Source organism: Gallaecimonas pentaromativorans, assembly GCF_003751625.1.
Taxonomy (GTDB): Bacteria; Pseudomonadota; Gammaproteobacteria; order Enterobacterales; family Gallaecimonadaceae; genus Gallaecimonas; species Gallaecimonas pentaromativorans.
Genome location: NZ_RJUL01000012.1, coordinates 27,001 through 46,311 on the forward strand (window position 1 = coordinate 27,001; position 19,311 = coordinate 46,311).

Sequence of the window (19,311 nt, forward strand, 5' to 3'; positions counted from 1 at the left end):
GCAAAAACGGGGTTTCACGTGAAACCCCGGAGTCTATCAGGCCAGGCCCAGCTTGCGGGTCATGTTTTCAACGCCGTCGCTGTGGACAATAACGTCGTCTTCGATGCGGATACCGCCAAAAGGTTTGAAGCTTTCTACCTTTTCCCAGTTCACCAACTCGCTGTGAGCACCGGCTTGCACCTCTTCGAGCAGGCTGTCGATAAAGTACAGGCCCGGCTCGATGGTCAGCACGTTACCGGCTTCAACAGTGCGGGTGGTGCGCAAAAAGGGATGCTTAGCCGGCGCCGGTTCGCGGTCGCCATAATCGTTGGCCATAAAGCCGCCCACATCGTGCACCTGCAGGCCCAGATGGTGGCCAAGGCCGTGGGGGAAGAAGGCGCGGTTGATGCCGGTGGCAAGGGAGGTTTCGGCGTCGCAGCGGATAAGGCCAAAGTCCTTGAGGATACCGGCAATGCCCAGGTGGCACTGGTGGTGCAGCTCGGCGTATTTGAGGCCCGGTTTGAGGCCAGCCACCAGGGATTTCTCCAGTTCGGTCACCGCGGCGATAAGCTCGGCAAAGGCGTTGTCTTCACGGGCGTAGGTGCGGGTGATGTCGGCGGCAAAGCCGTTGAAGCTGGCACCGGCGTCGATGAGAAAGCTGCGGCTGTCGCCCTTGGCCTGGCGGTCAAAATGCATGTAGTGAAGGATGGCACCGTTGCGGTTCAGCGCCACGATGTTGCCGTAGGGCAGGTCATTTTCGCCCTGCTCGGTGGCACTCAGGTAAGCCTGGTTGATAGCAAATTCGCTGGCCCCGGCCAAAAACGCCGCCTTGGCTGCCAGGTGACCCTTCACGGCAATGGCGTTGGCCTTGCGCATACAGGCCTGTTCCCACTCGGTCTTGTAGGCGCGGTGGTAGTGCAGGTAGTTAAGCACTGGCCCGGGATTGCAGTCGCTAAAGCCGAGGCTCTTGGCGTAGTCGAGGTGCTCGCCAAGATAGGCGACCCGGCCCTTGTTCTGCGGCAGGGCCTTGGCGGCCGCTTCGGGGGAGTCAATCAGCACGATTTCAAAGGCTTCGGCCCAGTATGCGCTGGGCACATCGGCCACCTTGTGCCAAAAATCCACCGGGCGGAAGAACAGCAACTTGGGCTTGTCGACGCCGTTGACGATCACCCAGCAATGGGGATTATCGATGACCGGCAGCCACTGCTTGAAGTGGGGATTGACCTTAAACGGGTATTGGTTGTCATCCAGGAAAATGCCCAGTTGCTGGCCACCGTGAATGGCCAGCGCCTCGAAGCCACTGCGCTCAAGGGCGGCCCGGGTGCGCTTTTGCAACTCGTTGATATGGTCAGGGTAAAGGCGTGCCAGATGTTCCATACTGTTCACCGTCAATCGATTTGAAGATGCGCCATCCTATCATCGCCCCGGCACCGACCCAAGGCAGCCGCCTTTGGGGTGCCCTAAGTGGTTGTAAGGTGACTTAAACAGGCAACTTAAACGGATGTTTGAAAGCCCTATTGCATTCCGCGCAAATTACTACCATCATGCCTTGACTGGTTTGACCACCTGCCAAGAGGCACAAAGGGAGAACGCCAAATGCTTTACCAAGGTGAAAACCTCAAGGTGGCGCTGGAGTCTGACGGCATCGCCGTTCTGACTTTTGACGCCCCAGGTTCCGTTAACAAATTTGACCGCCAGACCCTGTCCGAACTGGACGCCGCCCTGGACGCCATCAGCGCCAGCCAAGGCGTTAAGGCGCTGGTACTGGCCTCCGGCAAAGACACTTTTATTGTCGGCGCCGATATCACCGAATTTCTCGAAACCTTCAAGCTACCCGAGCCCGAATTGCTGGCTTGGGTCCAAAAAGCCAATGCCATTTTCAGCAAGCTTGAAGATCTGCCCTTCCCCACCGTGTCGGCCGTTAACGGCTTTGCCCTGGGCGGCGGCTGCGAGTGCATTCTGGCCACCGATATCCGCGTGGCCGACGCCACCGCCAAAATCGGCCTGCCGGAAGTAAAACTGGGCCTTATCCCCGGCTTTGGCGGCACCGTGCGCCTGCCTCGGGTGATTGGCGCCGATAACGCCATGGAGCTCATTACCACCGGCAAGGACAACCGTGCCGATGCCGCCCTCAAAGTGGGCCTGGTGGACGCCGTGGTGGCCCCGGAGAAACTCTTTGAGGCCGCTTTGACCATGGCCAGCAGCGCCATCGCCGGCAAGCTGGATTGGCAAGCGCGCCGCGCCGACAAGCAATCAGCCCTCAAGCTCGACAAACTGGAAGCGGGCATGAGCTTTGCCACCGCGACCGCCATGGTGGCGGCCCAGGCCGGCAAGCACTACCCGGCGCCCATGACCGCCGTTAAAGGCATCGAAGCCGCTGCCCGCATGGGCCGCGACGAGGCCCTGGCCATCGAGCACCAAGGCTTTATCAAGCTGGCCAAGACCGATGTGGCCACCGCCCTTATCGGTATCTTCCTGAACGACCAGCTGATCAAAGGCAAGGCCAAGAAGGCCGGTAAGGCCGCTCACGCCATCGACAAAGCTGCGGTGCTGGGCGCCGGTATCATGGGTGGCGGTATCGCTTACCAGTCCGCCTCCACCGGCACCCCCATCATCATGAAGGACATCAACGACAAAGCCCTGCACCTGGGGCTGTCCGAGGCGTCCAAGCTTTTGAACAAGCAACTTGAGCGCGGCAAAATTAACGGCGCCAAGATGGCTGGCGTGCTGAACAACATCGTGCCGAGCCTGAGCTACGACAGCGTCAAAGACGTGAACATCGTCGTTGAAGCGGTAGTGGAAAATCCCAAGGTTAAAGCCAGCGTACTGGCCGAAGTGGAAGGCGTGGTGGGCGAAGACGCCATCATTACCTCCAACACCTCCACCATTTCCATCAACCAGCTGGCCCAAAGCCTGAAGAAGCCCGAGCGCTTCTGCGGCATGCACTTTTTCAACCCGGTGCACCGCATGCCGTTGGTGGAAGTTATCCGCGGCGAGCATACCTCCGACGAAACCGTGGCTACCGTGGTGGCCTACGCCGCCAAGATGGGTAAATCCCCCATCGTGGTTAACGACTGCCCCGGCTTCTTCGTCAACCGTGTGCTGTTCCCCTACTTCCAAGGCTTTAGCCTGCTGGTGCGTGACGGCGCCGACTTCCAGGCCGTGGACAAGGTCATGGAGAAGCAATTCGGTTGGCCCATGGGCCCGGCCTATTTGCTGGACGTAGTGGGTATCGACACCGGCCACCATGCCCAGGCGGTGATGGCCGAAGGCTTCCCCACCCGCATGAGCAAGACCGACAAAGACGCCATCGACGTGATGTTCGAGAACCAGCGCTTCGGCCAGAAAAACGGTAAGGGCTTCTACGTCTACACCGAGGACAAGCGCGGCAAGCCCAAGAAAGAAGCCACCGCCGAGAGCTACGAGCTGCTCAAAGCCGTGGTCAAGGCCCAAGGCGAATTCAGCCCGGACGAAATCATCAACCGCACCATGCTGCCGATGATCATCGAGACCGTGCGCTGCCTGGAAGAAGGCATCATTAATAGCCCGGCTGAAGCCGACATGGGCCTGGTCTATGGCCTGGGCTTCCCTCCCTTCCGTGGTGGGGTATTCCGCTATATCGATACCGTCGGCCTCGACAAGATTGTCGCCATCGCCGACCAGTACGCTCACCTGGGTGAGCTCTATCAGGTCACCGACACCATGCGTGAAATGGCGGCCAGCGGCAAAACCTACTACGGCCAATAAGGACGGAGAACGAACATGATTAAAGAAGCTGTCATCGTCGACTGTATCCGCACCCCCATGGGCCGCTCCAAAGCCGGTGTGTTCCGCAACGTTCGCGCCGAAGACCTGTCAGCCCACCTGATGAAGGGCCTGTTGGCGCGCAACAGCGCCCTGAACCCGGCCGACATCGAAGACGTGATCTGGGGCTGCGTGCAGCAGACCCTGGAGCAGGGCTTTAACATCGCCCGTAACGCCTCCTTGTTGGCTGGCCTGCCCAAGAGCGTGGCCGGTACCACCATCAACCGCCTGTGCGGCTCCTCCATGGACGCCCTGCACCACGCGGCCCGCGCCATCATGGTCGGCCAGGGTGACGTGTTCATCATCGGCGGCGTTGAGCACATGGGCCACGTACCCATGAACCACGGCGTGGACTTCCATCCCGGCCTGGCTAAAAACGTGGCCAAGGCCGCCGGCATGATGGGCATGACCGCCGAGATGCTGGGCCGCCTGCACGGCATTACCCGCGAGCAGCAAGACGCCTTCGGCGCCCGTTCCCACCAGCGTGCCTGGGCCGCCACCCAGGAAGGGCGCTTTAAGAACGAAATTCTGCCGATACTGGGCCACAATGCCGACGGTATCTTGGAGCTGATTGATTTTGACGAGGTTATTCGCCCCGAGACCACCGTTGAATCCCTGGCCGCGCTGCGCCCGGTATTCGACCCGGTCAACGGCACCGTGACCGCCGGTACCTCCTCTGCCCTGTCTGACGGTGCCAGCGCCATGCTGGTGATGTCTGCCGACAAGGCCAAAGAACTGGGCCTCAAGCCCCGCGCCAAAATCCGCTCCATGGCCGTGGCCGGTTGCGACCCGTCCATCATGGGTTACGGCCCAGTGCCCGCCACCCAGAAGGCCCTCAAGCGCGCAGGCCTGACCGTAGGCGACATCGACCTGTTCGAGCTGAACGAAGCCTTTGCCGCGCAGTCTCTGCCTTGCGTGAAAGACTTGGGCCTGGCTGACCAGGTAGACGACAAGGTCAACCTCAACGGCGGTGCCATCGCCCTTGGCCACCCTCTGGGTTGCTCCGGTGCCCGTATCTCCACCACCCTTATCAACCTCATGGAAGCCAAAGACGCCACTCTTGGTGTGGCCACCATGTGTATTGGTCTGGGCCAGGGCATCGCCACCGTCTTCGAACGGGTGTAAGGTTCCCTCTGGTCAAAAGCCGGCCCTGGTGGCCGGCTTTTTGTTTTTCGGGTAGAATTCGCCCACTTTTTCAGCGGAGTTTGCCATGAGCCATTTTGCCAAACCTGACCACGAACTGGATGTACTGGGCCTGCGCTGCCCCGAACCGGTGATGATGGTACGGGGTAAGATCCGCAAATTGTCTGACGGCGAGACTTTGCTGGTGCTGGCCGATGACCCTGCCACCACCCGCGACATTCCCTCTTTTTGCCGCTTTATGGACCACACCCTAGTGGCCAGCGAAATCACCGAGGCGCCTTACCGATACCTTATCCGTAAAGGCCTGCCACAAGAGTAAGCAAACACTTACCCGCCAGACACCGCGACTGCTCAAGAATGCTGCAAATTTGCTGCTAAAGCGCGTTATACTGGCGGTCTTAATCAGGAAACTCGGCTGAAATAGCCCTTTTAGCGCAAATATCATGCAAAATTACGATCTCAAGACCTTTCAAGGGCTGATCCTCGCCTTGCAGGATTACTGGGCCCGCCAAGGCTGCGCCGTTATCCAGCCTTTAGACATGGAAGTGGGTGCCGGTACTTTCCACCCCATGACCTTCCTGCGCGCCGTTGGCCCGGAGCCTATCTCCAGCGCCTATGTGCAACCGTCCCGCCGTCCTACCGACGGCCGCTACGGTGAAAACCCCAACCGTCTGCAGCACTATTACCAGTTCCAGGTGATGCTCAAGCCGTCCCCGGACAACATCCAAGAGCTGTACCTAGGTTCTCTGGAAGCGCTGGGTATCGACACCCTGGTTCACGATATTCGCTTCGTGGAAGACAACTGGGAGTCCCCCACCCTGGGTGCCTGGGGTCTGGGCTGGGAAGTGTGGCTTAACGGCATGGAAGTGACCCAGTTCACCTACTTCCAGCAGGTGGGCGGTCTGGAATGTAGCCCGGTGACCGGCGAGATAACCTATGGCCTTGAGCGTCTGGCCATGTATATCCAAGGCGTAGATTCGGTCTACGACCTGGTGTGGACCGACGGCCCCCTGGGCAAGATCACCTACGGTGACGTCTTCCACCAAAACGAAGTGGAACAATCCACCTACAACTTCGAACACGCCAATGTCGACTTCCTGTTCCAGGTCTTTGACGAGTGCGAGCGCCAGTGCCAAGCCCTGCTGGCCCTGGAAAAGCCCTTGCCGCTGCCGGCCTATGAGCAGGTCATGAAAGCTTCCCATGCCTTCAACCTGCTGGACGCCCGCCACGCCATTTCGGTCACCGAGCGTCAGCGTTACATCCTGCGGGTCCGCGCCCTGTCCAAGGCCTGCGCCGAAGCCTTTTATGCCGCCCGTGAGGCGCTCGGCTTCCCCATGTGCAAGGAGGCAAAATAATGGCCCAGAACCTACTGGTAGAAATCGGTACCGAAGAGCTGCCACCCAAGGCCCTGCGTACCCTGGCCGAAGCCTTTGCCGCCAACCTGGGCGCCGAGCTGACCGAAGCCGAGCTGGCCTTTGATGCTATTCAATGGCACGCCGCCCCTCGCCGCCTGGCCCTGACCGTCAAGGCCCTGGCTGCCCAGCAGCCCGACAAGGAAGTGGAAAAGCGCGGCCCCGCCGTGCAGGCCGCCTTTGACGCCGAAGGTAATGCCACCAAGGCCGCCCTGGGCTGGGCCGCCGGCTGTGGCATCGACATCAAAGATGCCGGCCGCATGATCACCGACAAGGGCGAGTGGCTGCTGCACAAGGCCGAGATCAAAGGCCAGCCGGTGCAAGCCCTGGTACCGGCCATGGTGGAAAGCGCCCTCAAAAAGCTGCCCATTCCCAAGCCTATGCGTTGGGGCGCCAAGCGCACCCAGTTTATCCGCCCGGTACACACCATCACCGCCCTGTACGGCGACCAGCTGATTAACGGCGCCGTGCTGGACATCACTATTGGCCGCACCGTCCGTGGCCACCGCTTTATGGGCGAAAGCCAATTCGAGCTGGCCCATGCCGACCATTACCTTGGCGACCTTGAAAGCAAGGGCAAGGTGCTGGCCGATTTTGAAAGCCGCAAGGCCAAGATCAAGGCCGCCGCCGAAGCCAAGGCCCAGGAACTGGGCGGCAAGGCGGATCTGGAAGACAGCCTGCTGGAAGAAGTGGCCTCCCTGGTGGAATGGCCGGTGGTGCTGGTGGCGAGCTTTGAAGAGAAATTCCTGACCGTGCCCCCGGAGGCCCTGGTCTACACCATGAAGGGTGACCAGAAATACTTCCCTGTCTATGGCAACGACGGCAAGCTGCTCAACAAGTTCATCTTTGTGACCAACATCGAGTCCAAGGACCCGCAGCAGATCATCGCCGGTAACGAGAAGGTGGTGCGCCCTCGTCTGGCCGACGCCGAGTTCTTCTTCAAGACCGACCGTAAGCACAAGCTTGCCGACCGCCTGGACAGCCTGGCGACAGTGCTGTTCCAAAAGGATCTCGGCACCCTTCGCGACAAGGTTGAGCGCATCAGCGCCCTGGCCGGCTTTATTGCCGCCGAACTGGGTGCCAATGTGAGCGAAGCCCAGCGCGCCGGCCTGCTGTCCAAGTGCGACCTGATGACCCAGATGGTCATGGAGTTCACCGACACCCAGGGCACCATGGGCATGCACTATGCGCGCCTGGACGGTGAGCCCGAAGCGGTAGCCCAGGCCCTGGAAGACCAGTACCTGCCCCGCTTTGCCGGTGACGCCCTGCCCTCTGCCTCTGTGTCCTGCGCCGTGGCCCTGGCTGACAAGCTGGACACCCTGGTGGGCATTTTCGGCATTGGCCAAGCCCCCAAAGGTGACAAGGACCCCTTCGCCCTGCGCCGCGCCGCCTTGGGTGCCCTTCGCATCATCAAGGAAAACGGCCTCAAGCTGGATCTCACCGATCTTATCCGCGAAGCCAAGGCCCTGCTGGGCTGCAAAATCAGCAACGCCAAGGTGGAAGAGGATGTGCTGGAATTCCTGCTGGGCCGCTTCAAGGCCTGGTACCAGGACGAAGGCTTTGGCGGCGACGTGATCAACGCCGTACTGGCCCGCCGCCCCACCAAGCCGGTGGACTTTGACCAGCGCGTGAAAGCGGTATCCGCCTTCCGCGCCCTGGACGCCGCCGAGGCCCTGGCCGCCGCCAACAAGCGGGTGGGTAATATCCTGTCCAAAGTGGACGGCGAGCTGCCTACAGAGGTTGTCAAAGAGCGCCTGGTAGAAGCCGCCGAAGTGGCCCTGTTCGCCGAGGTAAGCCGCCTGGAAGCAGAATTGGCGCCGCTCTTTGCCAATGGGGACTACACCCCTGCCCTGACCGCCCTCGCCGCCCTGCGCGAGCCGGTGGACGCCTTCTTCGACGGCGTGATGGTGATGGCCGAGGATGCCGCCCTGAAGCAGAACCGCCTGGCGCTGCTGGGTCGCCTGCGCGGCCTGTTCCTGCAGGTGGCGGACATCTCAGTGCTGCAATAAAGCGAAAGCTTTTAAAAGAAAAAGGCGCCGCAAGGCGCCTTTTTTTGTTTCACGTGAAACCTAGTCGGCCAGGTGGATAGCAAAGCCGCCTTCACCGCCTTTGATATGGTCTTTGAGCTCCAGAGCCGGAATGGCATAGTCGCCGTGGTTTTGGCGCCGGTAGGGAATGACCGGAGCGCTTTGCAAGGTATCGAGACGTCCCTCCAACTCACTGCACAGCTCACCGAAGCGCGCCTCATCAACCTTGCTGGTGCGATAGACAACCATAGGTTCCAACACCGAAAACCCCGGGTAGAACAGCAAACCATGCTGGATGGGGAACAGAATATCGTCGATAGGCCCATTGATGCCTCGAGCGCTGTAGTGGCTGGCCCAACCGCCCGTGGTGACCAGCAGCATGGCCCTTTTGCCGGCAAACTTGCCTTCACCATAACGGTCGCCCCAATGGTGGTCGGAATGCTCGCCAACCCCATAGGCAAAGCCGTAGGCATAGACCCTGTCGAACCACCCCTTCATAACAGCCGGCACCGAGAACCACCACAGCGGAAACTGGAAGATCACCGCATCGGCCCATTCCAGCTTGGCCTGTTCGGCCGCGATATCGGCACTTTGACTGCCATTGGCGTAAGCCAACTTGGAGTCCAGGGAGGGGTGGAAAGGCTGGCTCGGGTCCCGCTCCGGGAAATCGGCGGCGTCCAGCGTCGCCTTCCAGTTCATGGCATAGAGATCGGAAAGCTGCACCTCATGCCCTGCCTTACGCAGGTGCTGCAATGCATGGTCACGCAGCGCCCCGTTCAGGGACGACGCTTCAGGGTGGGCATAAATCACTAAGACTTTCATGGCGAACTCCTCAACTTAACAGCCGCCATGATGAGCAAGGCTCGGGTATAGTTAAAATGAATTACCACTATATAAGCCATAGCCATGATTAATTTCCAGGGGCTAGACCTTAACCTGCTGATGACGCTGGACGTGCTGCTAAAAGAGCGCAACGTTACCCGCGCCGCCCAGCGTCTGCATCTCTCACAACCGTCGGTCAGCGTGCAGCTAAAAAAATTGCGGGAGATGTTCGGTGACCCTTTGCTGCTGCCGGGCCCAAGAGGAATGACGCCAACAGCGCTGGCAGAATCTCTCCAGGCGCCCCTGGCCGATGCGCTAACTGCCTTGGAGCAGGCCGTGCAGCCGGCCAGGGAATTTGACCCGACCACCGCTAAAGGCACTTGGCGCCTCGCCGCTGCCGACTACGGCGAAGCCACCATTTTGCGCCGGGCCCTACCCTCTATTTTGCGCCAGGCGCCCCAGTGCCGTATCGCCGTCAGCCAGGTCAAACCCCGTACGCTGGCGGCAAGCATGGAGAGTGGCGAGCTGGAACTGGCCTTTCATACCGCTGATGCCGCTCCTCCCGGCTTGAAGAGCAGCGCTCTGTTCACCGAACACTATGTGCTGGCCGGGCGCAAAGACCACCCGCAGCTGCAACAGCCACTGGACATGGATCGCTTTTGTCACCTGGAGCATGTGATGGTCTCCCCCAACGGCGGCGGCTTCAGTGGCGGCACCGATCAGGTATTAGCCATGCTTGGCCACAAGCGCAAGGTGGTGCTGTCCGTGCCGCACTTCAACTTCCTGTGCCAGCTGCTGGAAAGCTCGGACCTGGTGGCCATGGTGCCCTCCCGGCTGATACCGGGCACCGGGCTCAAAACACACCCCGTCCCCTTTCAGGCACCTAGCTTCCAGATGGTGATGCTGTGGCACGAGAAGCACCACAACGATGCCGCACATCGCTGGCTGCGTCAGTCCATCAGGGATTCGGTAAAAGCGCAAGGAGCCCCAAGTTCATGATGTTCCACGTGAAACAGCCTCATTATCGGCTTGCATCATGGCGCTTCTTTTTCCTAGCATAGGGATTCTTACCGACCACCGAGGGTTCGTCCAATGCGCTATTGATACCGCCGTCCTACCGACGGTTTCTCCTTCTTCGTCGCTGACCAGCACGGAGCCCGAGTACTTGGTATCCATGGAGCTTTGCATGACGACCCCTTATCTGACGTTGGATAACGTCTCCTATGTTCTGCCTGACGGCAGAACCCTCTTCTCGAACCTGAGTGCCCAACTGGACATTCGCCGCTCCGCCTTGGTTGGCCGCAACGGTGTAGGGAAATCTATTCTGGCGCAACTGATGGCCGGGCTACGCCAGCCCAGCTCGGGGCAATGCCTGCGACAGGGCCGCATCCACTACCTGGCACAACAACGTAACTTCCCTCCTGACGTCACACTGGCTCAGCTGCTGGGTGTTGAGGATCGACTGGCGGCGCTTAAACGCATTGCCGCTGGCAGTATTGAAACGGATGACTTCGAGATCGTCGGCAGTGATTGGGATCTGCCACAATGGCTCCAGCAGCAGTTGGAACTGCTAGAGCTGGGCCATCTCAGCCTCGACATGCCGGCCCAGACCGTCAGCGGCGGCGAGGTCATGCAGGTTGCCCTGCTTGGTGCAACCCTGGCCGAAGCCGATTGCCTGATCCTTGACGAACCCAGCAACCACTTGGATGCCCAGGCTCGGCGGCGGCTGGCACAACAGCTTGCCGACTGGCAAGGTGCCCTGCTGCTGATAAGCCATGATCGGCAGCTGTTGGCCATGGTAGAGCGGATCTACGAACTATCGCCCGCCGGACTCAAGAGCTACGGTGGCAATTACCAGCATTACCACCAGCAAAAGCAGGACCAGCTGGAACAAGCCAACGATAAACTGCAGCATCTGCAACAGCAGCGACGCAAAGAAAATCGCGCCATGCAGCAGCAACAGGAGCGGCAGCAAAAACGTCAGGCCAAAGCCGGTCGTGACGACCATAACCAAGCCAAGATCCTGCTGGGCGGCCGAAAGCAAAACAGCGAAAAAACCCTAGGAAAGATCCAAAAGCAACAGCAACAACGCAAGGAGCAGCTGGACGGCGACATCGCCAATGCCTCGAGCCATTTGGGTCAGCAGTTACCGGTGCACGTCCACCTCGATGCCCAAGCGGCCAACGGTAGTAGGCGCCAGTTGCTGACCATGGAAGAGCTGGTGTTGCCGATGGCGGCTCCCCTACAGCCTCTTAACCTGACCCTTCGCGCCGGGCAACGGCTAGCGGTGATGGGCAGTAATGGTGCCGGTAAATCGACGCTGCTAAAAGTGATGGCCGGGGAAATGGCATCGTCAGCAGGAGAGATGAAACAATGCTGCCGCCTGGGTTATCTCGACCAACAGGCGTCCCAGCTCAACCCCAACCAACCGCTGCTGGCCCAGTTGCCGACAGGGCAAGGCAAGACACAGGGCCAACTGCGAACCTGGCTGGCGCAGCTGGGCCTGGATGCGCAGAAGCTGGCCATACCCACAGGCCAGCTCAGCGGCGGCGAGCGGATAAAGGCGGCGTTGGCGTTACTGCTTTATGGTGGCGAGCTACCCGAGCTCTTGCTATTGGATGAGCCCAGCAACCACCTCGACCTCTCCTCCCTACAGGCACTGGAAGCCATGCTCGGCCAATATCAAGGTGCCCTGGTAGTGGTTTCACACGACCAGACGTTTCTCGACCGGCTGCAGTTGACCGACACCCTGCTGCTTAACCCACCTGTCTGGCAACTCGCTCCCTGCTGAGGGGCGTTTCACGTGAAACATGAAAATGCAGCCTTACGGAACCGCCGCGCTCTGCCCCCCATTGGTCATCCGTGCGCATGCCGTGCCGCCTTTAGAGCGAGAAAAGCCCAACACACCGCTGCGTAAAAGAAAAAGGGGGTAGCTTGCGCTACCCCCTTTTATGCTCAGTACCAGAACGGCTTAAACGTCCAGGTTGGCCACTTTCAGGGCGTTGGTTTCGATGAAGTCGCGGCGCGGCTCCACGTGATCGCCCATCAGGGTGGTAAACAACTGGTCGGCGGCCACGGCGTCTTCAATCCGTACCCGCAGCATGCGGCGCACTTCCGGGTCCATGGTGGTTTCCCAGAGCTGCTCGGGGTTCATCTCACCCAGACCTTTATAGCGCTGCACGTAGAGGCCACGTTTACCCTCGTTCATCAGCCAATTGAGGGCCTGTTCGAAGGTTTTAACCGGCTGCTTGCGCTCGCCACGCTGCACATAGCCACTTTCCTCGATGAGGTTGTGGATGGCTTCGCCCAGGGCAACCAGCTTGCCGTATTCGGCGGACGCGAAGAAGTCGGGGCCGAAGCGGTACTCGTGGTCCACGCCGTGAGTACGGATGGTAAAGCGCGGCACCCACAGGCTGCGCTCGGCATCTTCCACCAAGTCGGCAAGGTAAGTGGAGCCAGACAGCTCTTTGCCGTTGAGGATGGCCACCAGTTCAGCCAGCCATTGCTCAGCCTTGGCTTTATCCTTCAATGCTTCGGATTTGAGAGCCGCGTGATAAATCAGCTCACGGGTCACTGCCACCGGGTATTTGCGGGACAGGCGCTCGATCATCACTTCCACATCGCGGAACTGAGTCACCATGTTTTCCAGAGCCAGGCCGGCAATGGCCGGAGCATCAGCGTTAACGTGCAGTTCGGCACCGTCCAGGGCAATGGAGGTGAGGTATTGGGTCATGGCCGCATCGTCTTTGATGTACTGCTCCTGCTTGCCCTTCTTCACTTTGTACAGCGGCGGCTGAGCGATGTAGATGTAACCACGCTCCACCAGCTCGGGCATCTGGCGATAGAAGAAGGTCAGCAGCAGGGTACGGATGTGGGAGCCGTCGACGTCGGCATCGGTCATGATGATGATGCTGTGATAGCGCAGCTTGTCCGGGTCGTATTCGTCACGGCCAATGCCGCAACCCAGGGCAGTAATGAGGGTAGCCACCTCCTGAGAGGACAGCATCTTGTCGAAACGGGCCTTCTCAACGTTCAAGATCTTGCCCTTAAGGGGCAGGATGGCCTGGTTCTTACGGTTACGACCCTGCTTGGCACTACCGCCCGCAGAGTCACCCTCCACTATGTAGAGTTCGGACAGCGCCGGGTCTTTTTCCTGGCAGTCGGCCAGTTTGCCGGGCAAGCCGGCCAAATCCAGGGCGCCTTTGCGGCGGGTCATCTCGCGGGCCTTACGGGCCGCTTCCCGGGCGCGGGCAGCATCGATGATCTTGCCCACAACGGTCTTGGCATCGCTGGGGTTTTCCAGCAGGTATTCTTGGAATTTCTCGGCCATGGCCGATTCCACCGCCGACTTCACCTCGGAAGAAACCAGCTTGTCCTTAGTCTGGGAGCTGAATTTCGGGTCCGGTACTTTTACCGAGATAACGGCGGTCAGGCCTTCACGGGAGTCGTCACCGGTGGTGCTGATCTTGGCCTTTTTAGAATGCCCTTCCGCTTCCATGTAGTTGTTCATGGTCCGGGTCAGAGCAGCACGGAAACCGGCCAGGTGGGTACCACCATCGCGCTGGGGAATGTTGTTGGTAAAGCAGTAGAGATTTTCCTGGAAGGAATCGTTCCACTGCATGGCCACCTCGACGGCAATGCCGTCTTCCCGCTCCAGGGTGAAATGAAACACCTTGGGGTGGATGGGGGTCTTGTTACGGTTGAGGTAGTCGACGAATGCCTGGATACCACCTTCATACATGAAGTGGTCACTGCGGTCGTCGCGCTCGTCCTGCAGACGAATAGACACCCCGGAGTTCAGAAACGACAGCTCGCGCAGGCGTTTGGCCAGGATGTCGTAGTGGAACAGGGTATCGGAGAAAATGGTGGGGCTGGGCCAGAAACGGATCTCGGTGCCGGTGCCTTGAGCTTCGCCAACAACGGCCAGCGGAGCCTGGGGCTCACCCAGGTGGTAAATCTGCTGGTGCACCTGGCCCTTGCGGCGGATGGTCAGTTCAAGCTTGTCGGACAGGGCGTTAACAACCGAGACCCCCACGCCGTGCAGACCGCCGGAGACCTTGTAGGAGTTGTCGTCGAACTTACCGCCGGCGTGCAGCACCGTCATGATGACTTCGGCGGCGCTCTTACCTTCTTCGTGCTGCTCGGTTGGGATACCACGACCATCGTCACGAACAGAGACGGAGCCATCGGCATGGATGGTGACCAGGATATCGCTGCAGTGGCCAGCCAGAGCCTCGTCGATAGAGTTATCCACGACCTCGAACACCATATGGTGCAGGCCAGAGCCGTCGTCGGTGTCACCGATATACATGCCTGGACGTTTACGCACCGCATCCAGGCCCTTAAGGACCTTGATACTCGAGGAATCGTATTCGTTCGCCATTATCCGTCTCTCTTTTTATCCGTCGGCGCCACTGAGTCGCCCCTGTTTCACGTGAAACAGGCGGACGTCGCTCAGTGGGGCAACCATGTCATCAACTTTGTCTGCATCTATGGCCGTCACAAAGACTTGGGCCTGGGTATCAGCCAGGGCAGCGGTCAGTGCCAGCCGCTTGTCGCTATCCAGTTCAGCGGGCAGGTCATCGATAAGAAAACTCACCTGCCGTTGCCTCTTATCCTTGAGCAAGGCGGCCTGGGCCAATTTAAGGGCACAGACCAGCAGCTTCAGTTCCCCTCGGGAGAAAAACTCCTGAACCGGAATGCCATCAACCTTGATGCGCAAATCGGCCTTGTGTGGACCAGCCTGGGTAAAGCCCAGCATCTGGTCCCGTTCAAACTGGCTTTTCAGTACCGCATCCAGCGCCAGGGATTTATCCCAGCCCTGGGCAAATTCCAGGGATACCTGATAGCGCGGGAGCAGCCTTGCCAGCATAGGCTCGAGGGCCGGTAACAGCTCCTCGACGTAAGCCTGCCTAAGCGCCGTTAACTGGCCGCTGTAACGGGCAAACTCACTATCCCAGTAAGACAGTTCATCATACCTTTTTGGGCGCCTTTTTAGCAGGGCATTTCGCTGTTTTAGTAGTCTTTTTACCCGAGACCAAGCGGCCAGGAATCCGCTTTCCACGTGGAACACGCCCCAATCGAGAAACTGCCGGCGATTGGCCGGGCCACCGGTCAATAAATCAAAACTCTCAGGGGTAATGAGTTGCAGCGGCAGCACTTCGGCAAAGGTGGCCAGGCGATCGGGGGTCTCGCCATTAAGCCGCAGACTGAGGTTCCCTGCCCTATCACGCTGCATGCCGAGTTGATGGGTCCGCTCACCTTCTTCTTTGCGAGCAAAGAGCAGGAAGTCACTCTGGCCATCCTGGATGGCTCGGGCAGGCTGATGGGTACGAAAAGAGCGGCCAAGGCCGAGGAAGTGCAGCCCTTCGAGCACCGCGGTCTTGCCGCTGCCGTTGGGGCCGATAATACAGTTGAAGCCCGTACCGGGCTCCAACTGTAGGGTCTCGATATTACGAAACCGACTTAACGAAAGATGGCTTACGCTCAAGAAGGCCTCATTACAGGCGCATGGGCATGACCACGTAGACAGCCTCGTCGGAGGCGGCGTCCTCGATCAGGGTACTGGAGTTGGCATCCCCAAAGGACATCTGGGCCGTCTCGCATTTGAGGGTGTTAAGCACATCCAACAAGTAGCTAACGTTAAAGCCGATCTCCAGAGGCTCGCCTTGGTAGGCCACTTCCAAGTTTTCTTCGGCTTCTTCCTGCTCGGGGTTATTAGCAGTGATTTTAAGCTCACTGCCGTCCAGGTTCAGGCGTACGCCACGGAACTTCTCGTTGGAGAGAATAGAAGCGCGAGCAAAAGCTTGGCGCAGCACTTCCCGGTCGGCCTGCAAGCGGTTGTCGGCCTGACGCGGCAACACCCGGCGATAATCGGGGAAACGGCCATCCACCAGCTTAGAGGTAAAGGTGAAGTCGTCGGTTATCACCCGAATATGGTTGGCACCGATCAGCACCCGCACCAGCGCTTCATCGTGGTTAAGCAGCCTAACCAGCTCAAGCACACCCTTACGGGGCACGATCACCTGGTGCTCGGGCAGGTTTACCCCTTCGATGATCTGATAAGCCATGGCCAGGCGGTGGCCGTCGGTGGAGACGGTACGCAGTTTGTTGCCTTCGGTCTCGAACAGCATGCCATTGAGGTAATAACGGACATCCTGGTTGGCCATGGAGAAATGGGTGGAATCAATCAGCTTACGCAGGCTGCTCTGGGCGGTAACGAACTCAATGTCGCTCTGCCAGGCGTCGATATTGGGGTAGTCCTCTGCCGCCAGGGTGGACAGCGAGAAACGGCTGCGGCCAGAGCGGATAAGTAAACGCTCACCATCCACATCGACCTTTATTTCAGCCCCATCAGGCAAACCGCGAATAATATCCACCAGCTTCTTTGCAGGCACGGTAATGCGGCCGTTCTGGCTGGCGTCAAGCAGGGTCAACTGACCAATCAGCTCCACTTCCAGGTCGGTACCGGTCAACGACAGTACGCCGTCACTGACCTCGATAAGGACATTGGCCAGAATAGGCAAGGTGTGGCGGCGCTCTACGGCACCGGCGACCTGCTGTAAAGGCCGAAGAAGTTGTTCCCTGTTTATGACAAATTTCATGACCGATTTCCGCTATCAGGAAGACAAGGTTCGGATCAGGTTGGCGTAGTCTTCTTTGATGTCGTGGGAGCTTTCTCGAAGCTCCTGAATTTTACGACAGGCGTGAAGCACTGTCGTGTGATCTCGCCCACCAAAAGCATCCCCAATCTCGGGGAGGCTGTGGTTGGTCAGTTCCTTGGCCAGGGCCATGGCCAGTTGCCGGGGCCTGGCGACGGAACGGGACCGCCGTTTGGAGAGCAGATCAGCCACCTTGATCTTGTAATACTCTGCAACGGTTTTCTGTATGTTGTCGATGGTTACCAGCTTTTCCTGCAAGGCCAGCAGGTCGCGAAGGGCCTCGCGGACAAAATCGATGGTAATGGCGCGGCCGGTAAAATTGGCGTTGGCAATCACCCGGTTAAGGGCTCCTTCCAGCTCACGCACGTTAGAGCGTAGGCGTTTGGCCACAAAAAAGGCCACCTCGTCAGAGAGGTGAATACCGTGCTCTTCGGCCTTACGCATCAAAATAGCGACCCGGGTTTCCAGCTCCGGCGGCTCAATGGCCACGGTCAGGCCCCAGCCGAAGCGGGATTTAAGCCGGTCTTCAACACCGTCAATCTCTTTGGGATACCGGTCAGAGGTGAGGATGATCTGCTGGTTACCTTCTAGCAGGGCGTTGAAGGTATGGAAAAATTCTTCCTGGGAGCGCTCTTTGTTGGCAAAAAACTGGATGTCATCGATAAGCAGCGCATCAACGCTGCGGTAATAGCGTTTAAATTCTTCGATGGCATTGTTCTGCAGCGCCCGCACCATGTCCTGCACGAAGCGCTCGGAGTGCATGTACACCACTTTGGCGCCGGGCTTGTTGGCGAGGATGGCGTTACCGACAGAATAAAGCAGGTGGGTTTTACCCAGGCCTGTACCGCCATAAAGGAACAGCGGGTTGTAGGCCTTGCCGGGGTTGTCAGCTACCTGGCCAGCAGCGGCGCGGGCCAACTGGTTGGATTTACCCTCAACAAAGTTGTCGAAGGTATACACCGGGTTAATGTTGGAGCGGTATTGAACATCGCTGTCGGCTTTTTCGGCTGGCTGCTGCCAGCTGGGCACCACTTTGGGCTTGGCTGCCTGGCGGGGCGCGGCCGGCGGCGCGGCGGCTACCGCAGGGGCCGGGACTTCGGCCTGGACCTTGCGAGAACCGACTTCGAAGAATAAGGAAGGAGCGTCCTGGCCGCAAAATTCGCCCAATAACTCATTGATGCGGCTCATGTATTTGTCGCGCACCCAATCCAGTACAAAACGGTTAGGGGCAAAGAGTGTCAGGACTTCCTCGCCCAGCTCTACCTGAAGAGGCCTGATCCACATGCTGAATTGCTGAGTTGGCAACTCATCCTGCAGCCTATCCAGACATTGCTGCCATAGCGACGCACCCACGCTGACACTCCCCAATCAAAAAGTCCGTTATTCTACCTTTAATAATGTCTGCCCCACCACCTTCGACACAGCGATAAAAACCCTCCCAGGCAAAATGCACGGGATGAATCACGGCAGGGATCGTGGTGGCGGCAGGAGGGTTATTGTTGACTAGGCAGGCCGTCGAGATCAACCACGATCATCAGGATCGTTACATTGATCCCAGACTGATCTAGAATGCTCGCCGCTGATAAATTTACCTTGTGTATATTTGACGCAGTTTGGCCACCTCTATATAATTCGGCCTCTTTTTGTGGGCCATTTGCAGGGGCCAAGACGGCCAGGCCAGTAAAGGCTCCCTGTGGTTTAACGACTGACCGACGGTAAATACTTATGAAACGTACTTTTCAACCCAGCGTAATCAAACGCAAGCGTGACCACGGTTTCCGTGCTCGCATGGCTACCAAAAACGGCCGCAAGGTACTGGCTCGTCGCCGTGCCAAAGGTCGCGCTCGCCTGTCTGCCTGATTCACTTGAGTGCTCTGCACCCGCAAGTGTCCAAGCTGACCTTTAGCCGGGAGTTACGTCTGCTAACTCCCGCGCATTTCCAAAGGGTTTTCGATAACCCCGTCCGCGCCTCCTCTCCTGAAGTCACTCTCTTAGCCAGAACCAACGATCTCGGCCATGCCAGATTGGGGCTGACAATTGCCCGTAAACAGGTTAAAAAAGCGACTTCCCGGAACCGTCTTAAACGACTGACCAGGGAGTACGTGCGGCAGCATCAGTCGGCATTACCCGACGCCGATGTCATTGTCATCGTCAAAAAGCCCGCCCAGTTTCTGGAAAACAGCGACTACGTGGCTTTGGTGGACAGGCTATGGAAACTCTTGGCAAAGCGCTTAGCGCATGCCTGATACTGCCGATACGGCTCTATCAGCTGTTGCTCAGTCCCCTGTTGGGACCAACCTGCCGTTTTACGCCCACCTGTTCCCACTACGCTATTGAGGCCATCAGGCGCCACGGCCCTGTGAAAGGAAGTTGGTTAGCGGTGCGCAGAATATTAAAATGCCACCCTCGCCATCCCGGTGGTCACGATCCGGTTCCCGAACGTAAAACTAGAGAACGTTAAAC

The 19,311-nt window shown here is 58.8% G+C and carries 16 protein-coding genes; 10 read left to right on the top strand and 6 right to left on the bottom strand.

What is annotated here, in order from left to right; all coding sequences use genetic code 11:
• Positions 1-36: 36 nt before the first annotated feature.
• Positions 37-1,356: a Xaa-Pro dipeptidase gene (pepQ, locus tag EDC28_RS18115; protein ID WP_123422544.1), complete on the bottom strand. Its 1,320-nt coding sequence runs from the start codon at positions 1,354-1,356 to the stop codon at positions 37-39.
• Between the two features lie 219 nt (positions 1,357-1,575).
• Here pepQ and fadB point away from each other — a divergent pair, with 219 nt between their 5' ends.
• The 5 genes from fadB (at position 1,576) to glyS (ending at position 8,347) form a co-directional block, all read left to right on the top strand.
• Positions 1,576-3,726 carry a fatty acid oxidation complex subunit alpha FadB gene (gene fadB, locus EDC28_RS18120; RefSeq protein WP_123422545.1) on the top strand — a complete coding sequence of 717 codons (2,151 nt, stop codon included), beginning with the start codon at positions 1,576-1,578 and terminating at the stop codon, positions 3,724-3,726.
• Between the two features lie 18 nt (positions 3,727-3,744).
• A complete protein-coding gene (gene fadA / locus EDC28_RS18125) occupies positions 3,745-4,908 on the top strand; it encodes an acetyl-CoA C-acyltransferase FadA (RefSeq protein ID WP_123422619.1) in 1,164 nt (387 codons plus the stop codon).
• An 85-nt stretch (positions 4,909-4,993) separates the two neighbouring features.
• A complete protein-coding gene (tusA, locus tag EDC28_RS18130) occupies positions 4,994-5,245 on the top strand; it encodes a sulfurtransferase TusA (RefSeq protein ID WP_050660753.1) in 252 nt (83 codons plus the stop codon).
• Between the two features lie 124 nt (positions 5,246-5,369).
• Entirely contained in the window at positions 5,370-6,281 is a 912-nt protein-coding gene (glyQ, locus tag EDC28_RS18135; protein WP_050660754.1) for a glycine--tRNA ligase subunit alpha, read from the top strand.
• Positions 6,278-8,347, top strand: a complete 2,070-nt coding sequence (glyS, locus tag EDC28_RS18140; protein ID WP_123422620.1) for a glycine--tRNA ligase subunit beta — start codon at positions 6,278-6,280, stop codon at positions 8,345-8,347. Before glyQ ends, glyS begins: the two co-directional genes overlap by 4 nt.
• 60 nt (positions 8,348-8,407) lie before the next feature.
• Here glyS and EDC28_RS18145 read toward each other — a convergent pair whose 3' ends face one another.
• On the bottom strand, positions 8,408-9,187 hold the full coding sequence (locus tag EDC28_RS18145) for an NAD(P)H-dependent oxidoreductase (protein ID WP_123422547.1): 780 nt from the start codon (positions 9,185-9,187) through the stop codon (positions 8,408-8,410).
• Between the two features lie 84 nt (positions 9,188-9,271).
• On the opposite strand from EDC28_RS18145, the gene EDC28_RS18150 reads away from it, so the two are divergent.
• On the top strand, positions 9,272-10,186 hold the full coding sequence (locus EDC28_RS18150; RefSeq protein ID WP_123422548.1) for a LysR family transcriptional regulator: 915 nt from the start codon (positions 9,272-9,274) through the stop codon (positions 10,184-10,186).
• 187 nt (positions 10,187-10,373) lie between these two features.
• Positions 10,374-11,978, top strand: coding sequence for an ATP-binding cassette domain-containing protein (locus tag EDC28_RS18155; protein WP_123422549.1), 1,605 nt, complete (start codon positions 10,374-10,376; stop codon positions 11,976-11,978).
• A 180-nt stretch (positions 11,979-12,158) separates the two neighbouring features.
• Here EDC28_RS18155 and gyrB read toward each other — a convergent pair whose 3' ends face one another.
• Genes gyrB through dnaA form a run of 4 tightly spaced genes read right to left on the bottom strand, consistent with a single transcriptional unit; the run spans position 12,159 to position 18,201 of the window.
• Entirely contained in the window at positions 12,159-14,570 is a 2,412-nt protein-coding gene (gyrB, locus tag EDC28_RS18160) for a DNA topoisomerase (ATP-hydrolyzing) subunit B (RefSeq protein ID WP_050660759.1), read from the bottom strand.
• Positions 14,571-14,585: 15 nt separating this feature from the next.
• Complete coding sequence (recF, locus tag EDC28_RS18165; protein ID WP_170164170.1) at positions 14,586-15,677, bottom strand: DNA replication/repair protein RecF; 1,092 nt, start codon at positions 15,675-15,677, stop codon at positions 14,586-14,588.
• 10 nt (positions 15,678-15,687) lie between these two features.
• On the bottom strand, positions 15,688-16,791 hold the full coding sequence (gene dnaN, locus EDC28_RS18170; RefSeq protein ID WP_123422551.1) for a DNA polymerase III subunit beta: 1,104 nt from the start codon (positions 16,789-16,791) through the stop codon (positions 15,688-15,690).
• Positions 16,792-16,806: 15 nt separating this feature from the next.
• Positions 16,807-18,201, bottom strand: coding sequence for a chromosomal replication initiator protein DnaA (gene dnaA / locus EDC28_RS18175; protein ID WP_123422552.1), 1,395 nt, complete (start codon positions 18,199-18,201; stop codon positions 16,807-16,809).
• 372 nt (positions 18,202-18,573) lie between these two features.
• On the opposite strand from dnaA, the gene rpmH reads away from it, so the two are divergent.
• The 3 genes from rpmH to yidD are packed head-to-tail and all read left to right on the top strand — an operon-like array spanning position 18,574 to position 19,309.
• Entirely contained in the window at positions 18,574-18,708 is a 135-nt protein-coding gene (gene rpmH / locus EDC28_RS18180) for a 50S ribosomal protein L34 (protein ID WP_050660763.1), read from the top strand.
• A 26-nt stretch (positions 18,709-18,734) separates the two neighbouring features.
• Positions 18,735-19,094, top strand: coding sequence for a ribonuclease P protein component (gene rnpA, locus EDC28_RS18185; protein WP_050660770.1), 360 nt, complete (start codon positions 18,735-18,737; stop codon positions 19,092-19,094).
• Positions 19,058-19,309: a membrane protein insertion efficiency factor YidD gene (yidD, locus tag EDC28_RS18190; RefSeq protein WP_083446021.1), complete on the top strand. Its 252-nt coding sequence runs from the start codon at positions 19,058-19,060 to the stop codon at positions 19,307-19,309. Before rnpA ends, yidD begins: the two co-directional genes overlap by 37 nt.
• Positions 19,310-19,311: the final 2 nt, after the last annotated feature.